This is a genomic window from Burkholderia sp. Bp8963 (genome assembly GCF_003854275.1).
In the GTDB taxonomy this organism is placed as follows: domain Bacteria; phylum Pseudomonadota; class Gammaproteobacteria; order Burkholderiales; family Burkholderiaceae; genus Burkholderia.
This window is the reverse complement of sequence record NZ_QTQP01000005.1, coordinates 149,264-166,975: the sequence shown is the minus strand read 5'-3', so window position 1 is coordinate 166,975 and position 17,712 is coordinate 149,264. Positions and strand designations below refer to the sequence as shown.

Annotated in this window: 16 protein-coding genes; 9 read left to right on the top strand and 7 right to left on the bottom strand. The window is 64.5% G+C overall.

All coding sequences use genetic code 11. The features are described from left to right. The 7 genes from pgaB to ahpF all read left to right on the top strand — a co-directional run bounded on the left by pgaB (position 1) and on the right by ahpF (position 9,464). Positions 1-2,091, top strand: a complete 2,091-nt coding sequence (gene pgaB / locus DID96_RS06450) for a poly-beta-1,6-N-acetyl-D-glucosamine N-deacetylase PgaB (RefSeq protein WP_124598424.1) — start codon at positions 1-3, stop codon at positions 2,089-2,091. Continuing rightward, complete coding sequence (pgaC, locus tag DID96_RS06445; protein ID WP_124598423.1) at positions 2,088-3,359, top strand: poly-beta-1,6-N-acetyl-D-glucosamine synthase; 1,272 nt, start codon at positions 2,088-2,090, stop codon at positions 3,357-3,359. Before pgaB ends, pgaC begins: the two co-directional genes overlap by 4 nt. Next, positions 3,337-3,825 carry a Biofilm PGA synthesis auxiliary protein PgaD gene (locus tag DID96_RS06440; RefSeq protein ID WP_124598422.1) on the top strand — a complete coding sequence of 163 codons (489 nt, stop codon included), beginning with the start codon at positions 3,337-3,339 and terminating at the stop codon, positions 3,823-3,825. The genes pgaC and DID96_RS06440 overlap by 23 nt, the downstream gene beginning before the upstream one ends. A 127-nt stretch (positions 3,826-3,952) precedes the next feature. After that, positions 3,953-5,776 (top strand): glutamine--fructose-6-phosphate transaminase (isomerizing), encoded by a 1,824-nt coding sequence (glmS, locus tag DID96_RS06435; protein WP_124598421.1) that lies wholly within the window; start codon positions 3,953-3,955, stop codon positions 5,774-5,776. Beyond that, on the top strand, positions 5,773-7,104 hold the full coding sequence (locus tag DID96_RS06430) for a hypothetical protein (RefSeq protein WP_124598420.1): 1,332 nt from the start codon (positions 5,773-5,775) through the stop codon (positions 7,102-7,104). Before glmS ends, DID96_RS06430 begins: the two co-directional genes overlap by 4 nt. Positions 7,105-7,184: 80 nt before the next feature. Then, positions 7,185-7,748 carry an alkyl hydroperoxide reductase subunit C gene (ahpC, locus tag DID96_RS06425; RefSeq protein ID WP_059610848.1) on the top strand — a complete coding sequence of 188 codons (564 nt, stop codon included), beginning with the start codon at positions 7,185-7,187 and terminating at the stop codon, positions 7,746-7,748. A gap of 120 nt (positions 7,749-7,868) precedes the next feature. Then, complete coding sequence (gene ahpF / locus DID96_RS06420; RefSeq protein ID WP_124598419.1) at positions 7,869-9,464, top strand: alkyl hydroperoxide reductase subunit F; 1,596 nt, start codon at positions 7,869-7,871, stop codon at positions 9,462-9,464. Between the two features lie 104 nt (positions 9,465-9,568). On the opposite strand, the gene DID96_RS06415 is transcribed toward ahpF, so the two are convergent. From DID96_RS06415 to glnH, 6 genes are read right to left on the bottom strand one after another with little or no spacing between them, the layout of a single operon-like run. Next, positions 9,569-10,123 (bottom strand): carboxymuconolactone decarboxylase family protein, encoded by a 555-nt coding sequence (locus DID96_RS06415; RefSeq protein WP_124598418.1) that lies wholly within the window; start codon positions 10,121-10,123, stop codon positions 9,569-9,571. A gap of 24 nt (positions 10,124-10,147) precedes the next feature. Continuing rightward, positions 10,148-11,482 (bottom strand): aspartate aminotransferase family protein, encoded by a 1,335-nt coding sequence (locus tag DID96_RS06410; protein ID WP_124598417.1) that lies wholly within the window; start codon positions 11,480-11,482, stop codon positions 10,148-10,150. 15 nt (positions 11,483-11,497) lie between these two features. Further along, positions 11,498-12,547: a C45 family peptidase gene (locus tag DID96_RS06405; RefSeq protein ID WP_124598416.1), complete on the bottom strand. Its 1,050-nt coding sequence runs from the start codon at positions 12,545-12,547 to the stop codon at positions 11,498-11,500. Between the two features lie 20 nt (positions 12,548-12,567). Beyond that, positions 12,568-13,296, bottom strand: coding sequence for a glutamine ABC transporter ATP-binding protein GlnQ (gene glnQ / locus DID96_RS06400; protein ID WP_185732184.1), 729 nt, complete (start codon positions 13,294-13,296; stop codon positions 12,568-12,570). Beyond that, positions 13,293-14,000, bottom strand: a complete 708-nt coding sequence (gene glnP, locus DID96_RS06395) for a glutamine ABC transporter permease GlnP (RefSeq protein WP_260463815.1) — start codon at positions 13,998-14,000, stop codon at positions 13,293-13,295. The genes glnQ and glnP overlap by 4 nt, the downstream gene beginning before the upstream one ends. 18 nt (positions 14,001-14,018) lie before the next feature. Continuing rightward, positions 14,019-14,771, bottom strand: coding sequence for a glutamine ABC transporter substrate-binding protein GlnH (gene glnH / locus DID96_RS06390; protein WP_124598414.1), 753 nt, complete (start codon positions 14,769-14,771; stop codon positions 14,019-14,021). Between the two features lie 157 nt (positions 14,772-14,928). Here glnH and DID96_RS06385 point away from each other — a divergent pair, with 157 nt between their 5' ends. Both DID96_RS06385 and fabF read left to right on the top strand, forming a co-directional pair. Then, entirely contained in the window at positions 14,929-15,576 is a 648-nt protein-coding gene (locus DID96_RS06385; protein ID WP_311767723.1) for a helix-turn-helix domain-containing protein, read from the top strand. A 105-nt stretch (positions 15,577-15,681) separates the two neighbouring features. Continuing rightward, positions 15,682-16,947: a beta-ketoacyl-ACP synthase II gene (gene fabF / locus DID96_RS06380; protein WP_124598413.1), complete on the top strand. Its 1,266-nt coding sequence runs from the start codon at positions 15,682-15,684 to the stop codon at positions 16,945-16,947. A gap of 126 nt (positions 16,948-17,073) precedes the next feature. On the opposite strand, the gene DID96_RS06375 is transcribed toward fabF, so the two are convergent. Continuing rightward, positions 17,074-17,442 (bottom strand): MAPEG family protein, encoded by a 369-nt coding sequence (locus DID96_RS06375; protein ID WP_124598412.1) that lies wholly within the window; start codon positions 17,440-17,442, stop codon positions 17,074-17,076. Positions 17,443-17,712 lie beyond the last annotated feature (270 nt).

Sequence of the window (17,712 nt, the reverse complement as noted above, 5' to 3'; positions counted from 1 at the left end):
ATGCAATCCAGACGGACTTTCATGTGTGGATGCGTTGGTACATTTGCCGCATGTTCGCTGTTCCCGGGGGTGACCCGGGCACGAATGATCGATCTGCTGCCGCCATCGGACCCGGCCGACGGCAAGACGTTTCGCGTGATCTGCATGCACGACGTGCGCGACAACCTGCTGTCGACGTTCGCCACGTCGACGATGATCGATCCGTACGCGATCGACACCGGCACGCTGACCGCGATCTTTTCGTGGCTCGACACCAACAACTATCACCCCATCACCGTCAGGCAGATCGAGGCGTCCCGGCACGGCGGCAAGCCGCTGCCGCCTCGTGCCGTGCTGCTCACGTTCGACGACGGCTTCCGCAGCCACTACACGAAAGTGCTGCCGCTGCTGAAGCGCTTCCGGTATCCGGCGGTGATGGGCATCGTCACCGCGTGGATCGACACGCCGGCGGATACGCCGATCCGCATCAGCGACAAGATCCAGGTGCCGCGCGATTACTTCATGTCCTGGGACGAAGTCCGGCAGGTCGGTTCGTCCGACCTCGTCGAACTCGCGTGCCATACGCACAATCTGCACCATGGCGCGACGGCCAATCCGCAAGGCAACCAGATGCCCGCAACCACGTCGCACCTCTATCTGGAGGGTGAAAAGCGCTATGAAACCGACATGGAATTCGACGCTCGGGTGCGCAACGATCTGCAGACCTGCATCCGGCAGATTCACGAACGCACGGGCCTCGTTGCACGCTCGATGGTCTGGCCGTATGGCGCGGAAAACCAGCCGGTGCGCAAGATCTCGACATCGCTCGGCATGGACATCCAGTTCAGTCTCGATGCAGGGCCGAATACGCCGGACGTGCCGCTCGACCGCCTGCGGCGCATCCTGATGATGTATGACGTCGATATCGGCGTGTTCGAGCGTTCGATGCGCGAGCCGGCGACCAACCGCGGCGCCGTCGACGTCGTCGAACGTGTGGTGCAGGTCGATCTCGACCAGGTCTACGACCCGAACCCTGCGCAGCAGGAAAAGAATCTCGGCGTGCTCGTCCAGCGCATCTACGATATGCAGCCGAAATCGGTCTACCTGCAGGCATTTTCCGATCCGAAGGGCACCGGCGTCGCGGAATCCGTCTATTTTCCGAACCGGCACCTGCCGATGCGCGCCGATCTGTTCTCGCGCGCGGCCTGGCAGCTCAGTACCCGCTCCAACGTCGAAGTGTATGCATGGCTGCCGGTGCTCGCGTTCCGTCCGCCTCCGGAGAAGCTGCACGGCCTCGAACCGGTCAGCGCATACGGCGGCGCGCCGGCGCGCGAGCACGTCACGCGCGGCTTTCGCCTGAGCCCGTTCGATCCGAACGCGCGGCTGATGATCGAGCAGATCTACGAGGATCTCAGCAAGTTCGCGTCGTTCACCGGCATCCTGTTCAGCGACGACGCCGTGCTCGACGACTACGAGGATGCCGGCAGGCATGCGCTGCAAACGTATGCGCAATGGGGGCTGCCGCGCGACATCGGACAGATTCGCGCGAAGCCCGATCTGATGAATCGCTGGACACGGGAAAAGACGCGCTATCTGCTGAACCTGACGCGGCAGCTGGAGCAGATCGTGCGCGCGAACCAGAACGCGGGCGATGTGCTGACCGCGCGCAACATCTTCGCGCAGCCGGTGCTGAATCCCGAGTCCGAAGCATGGTATGCGCAGAACTACGACGATTTCCTCAATACGTACGACTTCGTCGCGTTGATGGCGATGCCGTACATGGAGCAGGCGTCGAATCCGGATCGCTGGCTCGACCAGCTCATCGACGTCGTTGCGAAGAAGCAGCGCGGCTTCGCGAAGACCGTGTTCGAGTTGCAGTCCTATGACTGGCACGCCCGCGCGGACATTCCCGCCAGCACGCTGCTCGCGCAGATGCATCACCTGCGGGACCGCGGCGTGCTGAACTTCGGCTACTACCCGGACAACTTCCTGAACAACAAGCCGACGCTCGTGGCCATGCGCGATGTGATGTCGCTCAAGTCCCGGCTCGACCCGACCTCGATCAACGCGCTGATGAACATGCAGCACAACAAGGGGACAGCGGCACAATGACAACCCAATCCATCATCCATCGCCTGCAGGACTTCGTCTTCTACTATCCGTTCTTCATGTCGTATCTGTGGATGATAGGCGGTGTCGTGCACTTCTTCCTGCTCGAAGACGGGCGCGTGCTGTCGAGAAAAGCGCTCGCGTCGAGCGGGATGCCGAAGGTGTCGATCGTCGTGCCGTGCTTCAACGAGGAAGCGAACGCGCGCAGCGTGATCGAGCACCTGAACGGCATGCACTATCCGAACTACGACATCATTGCGGTCAACGACGGCAGCCAGGACCGCACCGCCGAGATTCTCAACGAGCTGGCCGCGTCGATCCCGCGGCTCCTCGTGATCCACCACGCGCACAACGAGGGCAAGGCGGTGGGCCTCACGACCGCCGCGGCCGTCTCGACCTCGGAGTACCTGCTCTGCATCGACGGCGACTCGCTGCTCGCGCACGATGCGCTCGAATGGATGCTCGAGCACTTCATTACCGACCCCGGCGTGGGCGCGGTGACCGGCAACCCGCGCATCCGTACGCGCACGTCGCTGCTCGGCCGCATGCAGGTCGGCGAGTTCTCGTCGATCGTCGGGCTGATCAAGCGCACGCAGCAGGTGTACGGCCGCATCTTCACGGTCTCCGGCGTGATCACGATGTTCCGCAAGACCGCGCTCGCCGACGTCGGCTTCTGGAGCTCGGACATGCTGACCGAGGACATCGACATCAGCTGGAAGCTGCAGTGTCGCGACTGGCGTGTCGTGTACGAACCGCACGCGCTCAGCTGGATCCTGATGCCGGAGACGCTGAAGGGGCTGTACCGCCAGCGGCTGCGCTGGTCGAAGGGTGGCATCCAGGTGCTGCTCAAGTATGCGAGCACGTTGGCCAGGCCCACGCAGATGATGATGTGGCCGCTGTTCGCGGAGTATCTGATCGGCATCGCGTGGGCGTATTCGATGTCGTTCATCCTGCTTCTGGCGCTCGTCGGCCTCTTCCATCCATTGCCACAGGACTGGCACGTGTCGGTCGTCCCGCACTGGCACGGCATGCTGCTGGTCGCAACCTGCGTGCTGCAGCTGATCGTCGGCTGCATGATCGACCGGCGCTACGACGAAAAACTCCTGATGTACTTCCTGGACACCGTCTGGTATCCGGTTGCCTTCTGGTTGATCAGCATGGTCACCACCGTTGTCGCACTGCCCGCTATCGCGCTGCGCGGCCGTGGCAAGCGCGCCGTATGGATCAGTCCCGACCGAGGAATTCAACATGAAGAACGCGCCGATTATTGACCTCTCACTCCGCTCCCCGAGCCAGATGATCGCCGATCGAGGCGTGATCGTCGGCGTGATGCAGATCGTGTGGTTCCGCCTCGTGCGGCCATCGCTCGTCGGTGCGGTCTGGGCGTCGATCTGCATCTATACGTACCGTTACCTGCTGCCGTTCGACCAGGCCGAGATGCCGATCGAACAGCTGATTTTCTACGTCACGTGCATCTCGGTGATGGCCGGCGTGCTGTTCACCTGGCTGATCGCGGGGCGCGTCGTCCATCCGCTTGCCTACCGGCTGCGCGTGTCGAAGATGCTGCGGCGTTCGGCGAGCCTCAAGGCGAGGACGGGATCGACGGCGGCGATGATGCACGCGCGCCGGCCGGCCGAGAAACAGGCATCGCGCATCCTGATCGCATCGCATGACGCGAACGGGTTGATTTCCGGGATCGAATGGACGACCCACGCTGCGCAGCAAACCCGCAAATAGGCTGCCGGCGAGCGGCGCGACGGCAGCGGCCGCAGGCTGACCCGGCATGGCGCCGGACGCGGCCACCCGTTCCAGGCGTCGCACGCGCGGCAATTACGTCGACAACTTCTTCTGGACGAGGTGACATATGTGCGGAATCGTCGGAGCAAGTGGCCGGAACAATCAGGTGCCGCAACTGGTCAAGGCACTGAGCCGGCTCGAATATCGCGGCTACGACTCGTGCGGGATCGCGCTGCAAAGCGGCGGACGCATTCGCAGCGAGCGCACGTTGAGCCGCGTGATGGACCTGCAGCAACGGGTGATCACGCTCGGTCTCGAAGCGGGAACCTGCATCGCCCATACGCGCTGGGCCACCCACGGTGCACCGTCCGAAACGAACGCGCATCCGATCATGTCGGGCGACACGATCGCGGTCGTCCACAACGGCATCATCGAAAACCATGAAGCGCTCAAGGCGGAACTGCAGCAGCGCGGCTACACGTTTCGCGGCGAGACCGACACAGAGGTGATCGCGCATCTGATTCACGGCGAATATCGCGACGATCTGTTCGATGCCGTCGTCCGCGCGGTCAAGCGCCTGCGCGGCGCGTATGCGATCGCGGCGCTGAGCGCGCACGAGCCGCAGCGCCTCGTCGCCGCGCGCGCCGGCTCGCCGCTCGTGATCGGCATCGGCGCACACCAGAACTACCTCGCATCCGACTGCGCGGCGCTCGGTGACCTGACCGACCACTTCATCTACCTCGAGGATGGCGACGTCGCGTTGATTACGCCGGAGCGCATCCGGATCGTCGACGCGCTCGGGCGCGACGCGAAACGGCCGCTGTGCGAGGTCAAGGCACGCGACAGCGACGCCGGCCTCGGCCCGTACCAGCACTTCATGCAGAAGGAGATCTTCGAACAGCCGACGGCGATCGGCAACACGCTCGCGGGCATCGACACGATCTCGCCCGCGCTGTTCGGCCCGCCCAGCGACGCGCAAGCGCTGCTGTCACGCGTGAGAAGCGTGCTGCTGCTCGGTTGCGGCACCAGCTATTACGCAGGGCTCACCGCGAAATACTGGCTCGAGGCCATCGCCGGCGTGCCGGCCCAGGTCGAGATCGCAAGCGAATACCGTTACCGGGAATCCGTGGCCGATCCGCGCACGCTCGTCGTCGGCATCTCGCAGTCGGGCGAGACCGCCGATACGATCGGCGCGATCGAGCACGCGCGCAGCCTGGGCCAGGACGTGTCGATGGCGATCTGCAACGTGCCGACGAGCACGATCGCGCGCAACGCGCAGCTGCGGTTCCTGACCCAGGCGGGCATCGAGCTCGGGGTGGCGTCGACCAAGGCATTCACGACGCAACTGGTCGCGCTGTTCCTGCTGACGATCACGCTCGCGCAGCTGCGCGGCAGGCTCGACGCCGTGCGCGCCGCGACATACCTGCAGCAGCTGCGCGAGCTGCCGGTGCGGATCGGCAACGCGCTGGCGCTGGAGACCCAGATCATGGGCTGGGCGGACGATTTCATGCAGATGGAGAATGCGCTGTTCCTCGGGCGCGGCATCCATTTCCCGATCGCGATGGAAGGCGCGCTGAAGCTCAAGGAGGTGTCGTACATCCACGCCGAAGGCTACCCGGCGGGCGAGCTGAAGCACGGCCCGCTCGCGCTCGTGACGAGCGCGATGCCCGTCGTCACGATCGCGCCGGACGATCTCCTGTTCCAGAAGCTGAAGTCGAACATGGCCGAAGTGCGTGCGCGCGGCGGGCGGCTTTACGTGCTCGCGGGCAGCCATCTCGAGATCGACGCCGATGACGACACGCGGCTGATCCGCCTGCGCGAACCCGGCGATGCGCTGGCGCCGATCATGCACGTGGTGCCGTTGCAACTACTCGCGTATCACGTCGGCTGCGCGCGCGGCGCCGACGTCGACAAGCCGCGCAACCTCGCGAAATCGGTGACCGTCGAATGACGCTGCTGCCGATGCGGCGCATCGGCGGATCGGCCGCTTCCGGATGGAAAACGGCCCGGTCCGCCGCGTCCGCGGCGTGCATCGCAGGCTGCATCGCGGGCTGTCTCGCCGTTGCGTCGAGCGTCGCGTCGCAGGCCGCGCTCGCGGGTACGGCGGCCCGGCACAAAGCCGCGCCCCGCCCTTCCACGCGACAGAACGAAACCGGCGACCCGCGACGCTTCATGCACGGCGTCGGCGTGGCCGACGCCGGCAACGGCAAGCGCTGGATCTTCTTCAGCAGCTCGGGCATCGTGCCGCGCGGCGCGCTGGCCAACGGCAACTGGCCGCATGACGTCTACGTCGGCGAATGGTCGCCCGGCAGCGCGCACATCACGCATGTCCGCACGTTCATCAGCCGGCCCGAAGCGCAGGAACCGGTGTCGATCGCGCAGAACGATCGCGGCGACATCTTCGTTACGTTCGAGGACGGCTGGAATGCGCCGCAGGAAGTCAGCCAGCGGTACGGCGTCTATCGCCGCAACCTGAAACCGGTCAAGCCCTACCCGAACGACGTCGAGTCCGGCGGGCACTCGGGCCATGTCGCGACAGTCGGCGAGCGCTTCGTCGTGTTCTATTCGGCCGACTGGGTCGACGGCGGCGGCGTTGACAATCTGGGGACTGGCGGCGGCGTCTATCTGAAGACGTACGATGCCGCCGGGCGCGTGCTGAACCACGTGTCGGTCGCGCCGCACAGCCGCGAATGGTGGCCCATGATCGCGGGCTCCTCGCGCAACGCGTTGCTGGTGTGGCAGAAGTACATCAAGGGCAGCACCGATGCGACGCTCGAATACGCGATGTTCGATCCCGTGACGGCGAAGCTGGAGAAGCTAGGCGCATTGAATGACGCGATTCAGTACTACGTGTACTCCGCTGCATACGTGCCCGCGATCGACCGCTTCGTGGTCGTCACCACGGCGGCGAATGGCCGCGGCGCCGCGATGCTGATCGACCAGGAAGGCCGCCGCACGGCGACGCTCGACTGCCTGCCGGCGACGGTGCGCGAATCCGGCATCGGCGTTGCCGGTGCCAGCGCCTATGTGCCGACGCATGACGGGCGGCTTCTGACGCTGGCGCTTGCGCCCGAGCGGATCGCCGTGCGCGGCGCCCAGCGCTCGCCGATTCCGTGGGGCACGACCGGTATTGTCGGCTTCCCGGCAAACGGCACGACGATGCATTTCGTGTCGCTGACGCCGTCGGGCGCACGGGAAGCCGACTTCGAACAGGGCCGGGAAACGGAGCTCGCCGCGTCGGACGAAGGCTGCATAGAAATTCCCGATGCCCCGGATTGAAACAAGCAATTTCACAATCCAAGGGTGAACCCGGATACTGACGCTTCCTCATCCACTACCGATTCAAAGGGAAGCGCAAGATGCCGATCATCAACACCCAAATCAAACCGTTCAAGGCAACCGCATACCACAACGGCGATTTCGTGCCCGTCTCCGACGAGAACCTGAAGGGCAAGTGGTCCGTCGTCGTGTTCTACCCGGCCGACTTCACGTTCGTCTGCCCGACCGAGCTGGGCGACCTCGCCGACCGCTACGCGGAATTCCAGAAGCTGGGTGTCGAAATCTACGCGGTGTCGACCGACACGCATTTCACGCACAAGGCATGGCACGACACGTCGGACACGATCGGCAAGATCAAGTATCCGATGATCGGCGACCCGACGCTCACGCTGTCGCGCAACTTCGACGTGCTGATCGAGGAAGAAGGGATGGCGCTGCGCGGCACGTTCGTGATCAACCCGGAAGGCGAGATCAAGCTGTGCGAGATCCACGACAACGGCATCGGCCGCGACGCAGGCGAACTGCTGCGCAAGGTGCAGGCCGCGCAATACATCGCCGCGCACCCGGGTGAAGTGTGCCCGGCCAAGTGGACCCCGGGCGCCGAGACGCTGACGCCGTCGCTCGACCTGATCGGCAAGATCTGACGATCAGATCCGCGCGCGCCACAACAGGCGCGCGACGGCGGGCTGCCGTACCCGTGCGGCCCGCCCCTCCTCTTTCGGCATGACCTGCCCGACAACCATTAATACGGAATCCGAATCGCCATGCTCGACGCCAATCTCAAGAACCAACTCAAAGCGTACCTGGAAAAGATCACGCGCCCGATCGAACTCGTCGCTTCCGTCGACGACGGCGCGAAATCGCAGGAACTGCTCGCGCTGCTGAACGAGATTGCGTCGCTGACGCCGCGCGTGACCGTGATCGAGCGCCGCGACGATTCCGAGCGCAAGCCGTCGTTCTCGATCGGCGAACCGGGCAAGGCCGCGGGCATCCGCTTCGCCGGCATTCCGATGGGACATGAATTCACGTCGCTCGTGCTCGCGCTGCTGCAAACGGGCGGCCATCCGGTCAAGCTCGACGACGCAGTGATCGAGCAGATCCGCGCACTCGACGGCGACTATGCGTTCGAGACGTATTTCTCGCTGTCGTGCCAGAACTGCCCGGAAGTCGTTCAGGCGCTGAACGTGATGGCGCTGATCAACCCGCGCATCCGCCACGTCGCGGTCGACGGCGCGCTGTTCCAGGGTGAAGTGGAAGCGCGCCAGATCATGGCCGTGCCGACAATGTTCCTGAACGGCGAAACGTTCGGCCAGGGCCGCAGCAGCGTGAAGGAGATCCTCGCGAAGCTCGACACCGGCGCGAGCGCGCGGGCGGCGAAGGCGCTCGAGAGCAAGCCCGTGTTCGACACGCTGATCGTCGGCGGCGGCCCGGCCGGCGCGGCGGCCGCGATCTACTCGGCGCGCAAGGGCATTGCGACCGGCGTGGTTGCCGAGCGCTTCGGCGGGCAGGTGCTCGACACGATGGCGATCGAGAACTTCGTGTCGGTGCAGGAAACCGAAGGGCCAAAATTCGCAACGGCGCTCGAGCAGCACGTGAAGCAGTACGACGTCGACATCATGGACGTGCAGCGCGCCGACGCGCTGATTCCCGGCGACGTGCACCAGATCCGTCTCGCCAGTGGCGCGGTGCTCAACGCGAAGACGATCGTGATCGCGACCGGCGCGCGCTGGCGCGAGATCAACGTGCCGGGCGAGCGCGAATACCGCAACCGTGGCGTCGCGTATTGCCCGCACTGCGACGGCCCGCTGTTCAAGGGCAAGCGCGTCGCGGTGGTCGGTGGCGGCAACTCGGGCGTCGAGGCGGCGATCGATCTGGCGGGCATCGTCCGCGAGGTCACGCTGATCGAATACGGCGCGCAACTGCGCGCGGACGAGGTGCTGCAGCGCAAGCTGCGCAGCCTGCCGAACGTGACCGTCGTCACGCAAGCGCAGACGACCGAGCTGACCGGCGACGGCAGCAAGCTGAACGGCCTCGTCTACAAGGACCGGCAAACGGGCGATGTGAAGCGCATCGAGCTCGAAGGCGTGTTCGTGCAGATCGGCCTTGTGCCGAACACCGAGTGGCTGAAGGGTACGGTCGAATTGTCGAAGCACGGCGAGATCGTGGTCGACGCGCGCGGCGCGACGTCGGTGCCCGGCGTGTTCGCGGCCGGCGACGTGACGACGGTGCCGTTCAAGCAGATCGTGATCGCGGTTGGTGAAGGGGCGAAGGCGTCGCTCGGCGCGTTCGATCACCTGATCCGGCAGGATGTGGCGCCGATCGAAACGAAACCGCAGGCGGAAGAAGCCATCGCCGCGTAATTCGAAAGTTGTCTCTCTTGGCCCCGCGTGCCCTGGTCGGCGTGCGGGGCCCCTTTTTTTCGCGCCGTCGCCCGGCGTCACCGCCGGATCGCTCGCCGGGCGCCCTATTCCGGAAACGGCAATTCCGTCTGCCCTTGCGCACGCATGTCGAACGTATTGAGCGTCATCGCGACGAGCGCGTAATAACCGAGCAACGCGACCAGGTTGACGACGACTTCATGCCCGAAGCGTTCTTCCGCGCGCGCAAAGGTCGCGTCACCCACCCGACGCGAATCGTACAACTCGCTCGCGAACGCGTAGATCAGCGCATCGTCATCCGATTCGAAAACCGGCTCGACACCATCCCGAATCGCTTCGGCGGTCGCGGCCGGCACGCCCGCGTCGAGTGCAATCGGATGATGAATATGCCATTCCGCCTGCGAGCGCCAGCGCGCAGCCGTCACAAGAATCGCGAGTTCCGACAGGCGCAGCGGCAAGCCCGTGCGATAGCGGCAGAACGCGCCGAGCCGCTGCGCGTGCTGGGCAAGCTCGGGGCTCGCAATCCAGCCGAGAAACGGCCCGTTCAGGTTGCCGCGCGGGCCGCTGAGAATCTCGTCCAGCACGGCCTTCTGCGCGTCGGTCGCCGTTGCGGGGTCGAATGTGGGGAGTCTCGAAGTCATGGGTTTGTCCGTTCGTTGGTTCCGTCATGCGCCGACCGTCGCCAACGCCGCGTCGATCGCGCCCGCCAGGCGTTCGACGATCGTGTCGATCTGCTGCGCGGTGCAGATGAACGGCGGCGCGAGCAGCACGTGGTCGCCCTGGCGTCCATCGATCGTACCGCCCATCGGATACACCATCAAACCGCGCTGCATCGCTTCGCGCTTGATCACGGCGTTCAGCTTCAGTGCCGGATCGAAGGGCGCCTTGCTGTCACGATCACGCACGAATTCGACGCCGACGAACAACCCGCGGCCGCGCACGTCGCCGACGCAAGGATGATCGCCATAACGCTCGCGCAACAAACCGCGCAATTGCTCGCCGCGCGCCAACACGTTGTCGAGCAGCTTTTCCTCGGCGATCACGCGCTGCACTTCGAGCGCCGCCGCACATGCGGTCGCATGCCCGATATATGTGTGACCATGCTGGAAGAAACCGGAGCCGCCGACGATCGTCTGATAAATCCGGTCGCTGACGAGCGTCGCGCCAATCGGCTGATATCCGGCGCCGAGCCCTTTCGCGATCGTCAGCAGGTCCGGCGCGACGCCGTCTTCATCGCATGCGAACAGGTAGCCCGTGCGCCCCATCCCCGACATGATCTCGTCGAGGATCAGCAGCACACCGTACTTGTCGCACACCGCTCGAATCTTCTTCAGATACGTGCGCACCGGCGGCACCGCGCCGGCCGTCGCGCCGACCACCGTCTCCGCGACGAACGCGGCAACATTCTCCGCGCCGAGTTCGAGGATCGTCTGTTCGAGTTCGTCCGCGAGACGCTGCGCGAACGCCTCTTCGGTTTCGTCCGCGCGCTGCTCGCGATACGCATAGCACGGGCTCACGTGATACGCATCGATCAGGATCGGCAGGAACGGCTCGCGCCGCCACGCGTTGCCGCCGATCGCGAGCGCGCCGAGCGTGTTGCCGTGATAGCTCTGGCGGCGCGCGATGAAGTGACGCCGCTGCGGCTCACCCTTCTCGACGAAGTACTGGCGCGCAAGCTTGAGCGCCGCCTCGACCGCCTCGGAGCCGCCCGACACGAAGTAGACGTGCTCGAGCCCCGCCGGCGCCGCTTCGACGAGCCGGTCGGCCAGTTCCTCCGCGACTTCGGTCGTGAAGAACGACGTGTGCGCGTACGGCAGCTGCTGCGCCTGACGCTTGATCGCGTCGATCACGCGCGGGTTGCTGTGCCCGAGGCACGACACGGCCGCGCCGCCGCATGCATCGATGTAGCGCTTGGCCGTAGAGTCGATGATCTCGATGCCGTCGCCTGCGACGGCGACCGGGAGGGTCGCGCGCGGCGCGCGATGGAAAACTGTCGTCATACTTTGCCTCATGGTTCAGGACGCGTCTGTCGCGCGTCTGTCCGGCACGATCTGCGTCGTGAAACGCTGCGTGCCGTGTTGATGGACCGTCATCTGGATGCCTGATTCCCGGATCGCGAACACTGCGGTCGCGAGCGTGTTCTCGTCGTCGGGATCGGCCGGATCGTCGCGGTAGATCGGCAGACCTTCGGGCGCGCGATCGCCGAGCACGCGCAGCAGCGCGTCGGCATCGATCGGCTCGATGTCAGGCAGCAGCAGGTCGACGCGGCGCTGACGATCTTCCGACGATTGCGTGACGATCTGCGCCTCCCGCTCGCAACCCGGATGCACCAGATGGTTCACATGGCCCGACAGCCGCGCTACGTCGACGCTCGAACAGCGCGCGACGCTCGCCTCGATGCTCAGCAGCCGCGTGTCGCCGGTCGCGCCGAGCGTGTGATGGAAACCGCTCGCCCGCGCCTGCGTGCGCAGCACGTCCACCGCCGCGTCGAGCGACGTCGCGTCGAGCACTGCGCGCGCGAGGATCATCCGAGGCACGCCGGCGGCCGGCACCTTGATGCGGATGTTGTTGATCGCCTGCGCGACGCCCGCGCGATTCGCGGCGAAGGTATGCCCCGGCAGCGACCCCGGGTAATAGAAACTGACGAAACCGGGCTTGCCGTCGGGCCGAACGTCGACGAGCAGGCAGCGCTCGCGCAGGAACGGGTCGCCGTCCTCGTTGTGCGCGATCCAGCGCGTGCCGTCCGCGCCGCGTGCAGCGAGCGTCGTGCAGCCGTCCGGCGCGTTGTGGATCAGTTCGCCGCGGCAATTCCACAGAAAGACGTCGTCGGCCGGCCAGCCAAGCCCGGCCGCCATCCCGTCGAGTTCCGCGACGAGATCGGGATACGCGGCCAGCGCCGCCTGCCGCAGCGCGCGCACGAACGGATGGCCGCGCCAGCGGCTGACCGCCTGCCACGCGCTGCTCTGCTGCATATACGCATCGAACACCGGCCGTGCGAGTTCGCCGAGGCGCACGCCGACGTCGAACGGCGTGCCGGCGATGACGGGAGAAAGGGAAAGCTGCATGTCGAATGTCAGGGTCGTGCTCAGGACACGTGTTTCAGGAATTCCTTCAGGCGCGGCGTCGGCGGATTGTCGATCAGGTCGACCGGATGGCCGTCTTCGGCGATGCCGCCCTGATCCATGAACAGCAGGCGCGTGCCGACCCGCTTCGCGAAGCCGATCTCGTGCGTGACGACGATCATCGTCATCCCCTCGGTAGCGAGATCCTGCATCACTTTCAGCACTTCGTGGCGCAGTTCCGGATCGAGCGCGGACGTCGGCTCGTCGAACAGCATCAGCCGGGGCCGGATTGCGAGCGCGCGCGCAATCGCGACGCGCTGCTGCTGGCCGCCCGACAGCTCGGACGGGTAATGATTCGCGCGCGATTGGAGACCGACCTTGTCGAGCAGCGCCATCGCCTGGTCGCGCGCGTCGGCGCGCGATGCGCCGCGCACCTGCGTCGGACCGAACATCACGTTCTCGAGCGCGGTCATCTGCGGAAACAGGTTGAACTGCTGGAACACCATGCCGGCCTCGAGCCGGATGTTGCGGATCGTCGACGCGTGGCCGCGCACGCTCTGGCCGTCGACGAGCAGTTCGCCGGACGTGATCTTTTCGAGCGCGTTGATACAGCGCAGCATCGTCGACTTGCCCGAGCCCGACGGACCGATCACGACCACGACCTCGCCCGCGTCGATCTTCAGGTCGATATGCTTCAGCACCGGCACATGCCCGAAGCTCTTCGACACGTTCTGGAATTCGACCATGCTCATAAAATCTTCATCCTCTTCTCGACCACGCGCAGCGTCAGCGTCATCGCGCCGGTCAGCATCAGGTAGATGGCCGCCACCGCGGTCCAGATCTCGACCGCCTGGAAGTTGCCCGCGATGATTTCCTGCCCCTTGCGCGTCAGCTCGCCGACGCCGATCACGATGAACAGCGACGTGTCCTTCAGGCTCACGATGCACTGGTTGCCGAGCGGCGGAATCAGCCGCCGGAACGCGAGCGGCCCGACCACCTTCAGCAGCACGCGCGGCATCGACAGCCCCATCGCGAGCCCCGCTTCCGTCAATCCCTTCGGAATCGACAGCAGCGCGCCGCGCACCACTTCCGCGAGATACGCGCCGGAATTCACGGTGATCGCAATGATCGCGGCCGTCAAACCGTCGATGCGGATGTGCGCGAGCAACGGCAGCGCGAAATACAGGAACATCACCTGCACGACGATCGGCGTGCCGCGGATCAGCTCGATGTAGACCTGCGCGAGCACGTTCATTGCCTTCGGTCCGTATGCGCGGAACATGCCTGCGATCATGCCCACGACGAAACCGCCCAATAACCCGAGTAACGCGATGAACACCGTCAGCCGGACCCCGTCCATCAGGTCCGGCAACGCTGCCCAGATCGCAGACCAATCGAAATTCACTTGCCGCTCCCCGTTCGATTCAAGACCGGCGCGGCCAGGCGGCCACGCCACGATGCACCGTCGTCACGCTCACATCTTCGGCGGCTCGGCGCCGAACCACTTCTTGTAGATCTGCGCGTAGCGGCCGTCGGCCTTGATCTTCACGAGCTCCTCGTTGACCTTCGCGACGAGCGGGCTGCCCTTCGGAAAACCGATTCCGTACTTGTCGCCGCTGACCGGCTGGCCCGCGACCTTCACCTTGCCCTTGCCTTCGTTGTTCACGAAGAACAGCACGTTCGGCGTGTCGTGCATCGCCGCGTCGACGCGGCCGGCCTCGAGCGCGAGATATGCCTGGTCGATGTTCGGGAACTGGCGGATCTCCTGCGGTTTCAGGTGCGCCTTGATCCAGTCGATCGTCGCGGTGCCCGTCTTCGCGGCGATCACCTTGCCGTTCAGGTCGTCGATCGATTTGATCGACGTGTTGCCGGTCTGCACCATCGCGGCAAGGCCGCTGTCGTAGTAAGGCGCGGAGAAGTCGATCGCCTTCTTGCGCTCTTCCTTGATCGTCATGCCGGACAGCGCGACGTCGATGTTCTGCGTCTGCAGCGCCGGGATCAGCCCCGCGAAATCCATCGGCTGGATCGTGTACTTCCAGCCCTGGTCCTTCGCGATCTCGGCCCACAGGTCGAGATCGAAGCCGACGTACTTGTCGCCCTGCTTGAACTCGAACGGCATGAACGACGTGTCGGTGCCGACGACAAGCGTCTTGGTGTCCGCGTGCGCGACGCTTGCGCCGAGCATCGCGACGACCACAGCGGTTTTCAGGAAGGAACGGCGACTCATGGCATTTCTCCACATGATGGGCGATGGGCCCGGCACCCCGGCCGGGCGAAACGACGACAGCAAGCCGCACCGCAACATGCGATGTTGAATTAGACATTAGTGCAACATGTGTTGTCAACGCCGATACTACGACAACAAAAAAATGTGCAACAGGCAAATGCATCGAGAAAAACCCGGGGAGCGGGCGCCCTCACCTGGCCGGCAGGTGCTCGCGATGAATGCTTGTGACTTTCAATATGCAAGTGATAACATCACTTTCATCTTGCAAGTCAGTATCCACGAGAAGGGGCATCAGATGAAACGTGTCGATCTAAGTGCGTGGGCTTGTCCCGTCGCTCGCAGCCTCAGTCGCGTCGGGGAGTGGTGGAGCATCCTCATCCTGCGCGATGCCATGTTTGGGCTGACCCGCTTCGACGAATTTGAAGGGAGCCTGGGCATAGCGTCGAACATGCTCACCCGACGGTTGGCCGACCTGGTTGCCGCTGGCCTGCTGGATCGCGTCCAGTACAGCAGCAAGCCTCCCCGGTACGAGTACGTCCTGACCGAACTCGGCTGGTCATTCCACCCGGTGATGTTGGCGCTTATTGAATGGGGGGGCGAGCGCCTGTCGCCGGAGGGGCGCGCCGTCCAGGTGCTCGACAAGGCATCGGGACGGCCCGCGCGGATCGGACTCGTGGACCTGGAAACAGGGCAGCCAATTACGCGGGACAGTCATGTAGTCGTGCCAGGCCTCGCTGCCGACACGATCATCAAGGACCGTTTTGCGCGAATAGCCGCAAAGCGCGCAGCGAATGAGCGAGCGTGAGGCGATTGCCCTGCGACAGCCAACGCATCCGCCGACACGGAGCGCGGTCATTGGGTCGACTGACGGCCAGGTGCCCGCGATTTTTAGCGATTGAGATGGGTGAACATGAAAAGAATTGTCGTAACGGGTATGGGCATAATCTCTCCCCTCGGGTGCGGCCTGGAGCACGTGTGGCGCAGATTGCTGCACGGCGATTCCGGTATCGTCGCTCTGCCGCCTGAAATCGTTGATGGCATTCCAGCAAAAGTTGGAGGTCTGGTTCCTGACTATGCAGAGGGTTGTCCAGCCGGCTTTGATCCAAATCTGGCTGCTGACGTCAAGGACCAGAAGAAAATGGATCGCTTCATCCTCTTTGCTCTCGCTGCTGCAAAGGAGGCGCTGGAGCAGGCAAAGTGGTTCCCCGCGAGTGAAGATGAGCGAACAAGAACTGCCACCATCATTGCGTCCGGCATTGGCGGATTTGGCGCGATTGCCGACGCAGTGCGAACCACGGAGACCAAAGGGCCTCGCCGTCTTTCCCCATTCACCATTCCGAGCTTCCTGGCGAACATGGCTGCTGGAAGCATTGCCATTCGGCACGGCTTCAAGGGGCCAATCGGCGCGCCAGTCACGGCCTGCGCGGCCAGTGTCCAGGCCATTGGCGATGCCGCCCGTTTGATTCGAGCGGGCGAGGCGGACATTGCGCTGTGTGGCGGGTCCGAGGCATGCATTGACAGGGTCAGCGTTGGCGCGTTTGCGGCTGCCAGGGCGCTTTCCACGAGCTTCGCCAACCATCCGGCACAGTCTTCGCGTCCCTTCGATCAAGCGCGTGATGGATTCGTCATCGGTGAAGGAGCCGGACTCCTTGTTATCGAAGAACTCGAACACGCGCTAAACCGGGGCGCAACGCCGATCGTCGAGCTGGTCGGTTATGGAACCAGTTCGGATGCCTACCATATGACCTCGACGCCAGTTGACGGCAACGGCGCGCGCAGGGCGATGGAATTGGCTCTCAGGCAGGCCGGGATTGCCCCGACCTCCGTTCAACACCTGAATGCTCATGCAACGTCCACTCAACTTGGCGATAGCAGCGAATTGAACGCCATCAGGGCGGTGTTTGGGACGACCAAGAACCTGGCGGTCTCTGCCACGAAGTCAGCCACTGGGCATTTGCTGGGTGCCGCCGGTGGGGTCGAGGCTATTTTTACGGCGCTGGCCATACGAGATCAGATTGCCCCGGCGACCCTCAATCTGGAAACGCCGGATGAAATGGCTGCCGGGATAGATATCGTGCATGAGTCTCCTCGGCGAATGGAAATCGAGTATGCCGTTTCCAACGGATTCGGCTTTGGTGGCGTGAACGCCAGTGTCCTGTTCCGCCGTTTTGATTAACCGAGGGCGACCTACTTGTGACCGGGGAGTTGAAAACAGTGGATATCCGTCATCTCCGCTGTTTTCTGCCCGGCGTGGATGAAACATCTGTTGCGAACGCCGCCCGGCAACCGGGCGGCACGCGGGTCAAGGCGTCGCGAAGAACAGCCCGACGACGCACACCATGCCGGCGAACCAGACGAGCGAGCGCAACGTAGCCCAGTTCAGCAGGTACAGCAGCGAGTACGCAATGCGGATGGCGACGAACGCGATCGCGAGCTGGTCGACGCGATGCGCGTTCGCGCCCGAATGCCACGCAATGACGAGGCCCGCCGTGAACAGTGCAAGCGCCTCCCATGCGTTGTGGTGCGCCGCCGCGCGCGCACGCCAGCCTTCGAGCTTCGCGAGATACTCGCGCGGCGCATGGTTGTCGTAGCCCTTCTTCGCCTTCGCGAGCATCGTCAGCGGGAACGGCAGCACCGCCACGATGAACAGGCACAGCTGGGACGTCGTCATCTAAGCCTCCTCCTTATGTTTACATCATTCAATGACAAGATCGCCGAGAGCTTAGCATTGCGCCGCCCCGATCGCGCGCCGGTTTTCTAGACGGGACGCTCGGCGCGCGCCTGCCGGACCACGCAAGCCGGCGCCCGCCTCGCCAAAATTTCCACCAAATTGCGGATAAATACGCGAAATAAAACTGGTCATTCCCCAATACCATAGCGTTCACCACTGGCCCGGCACGTCGCGGGCCAGGCTTGCTCACCCGTGCCGCGCACTTGCCGC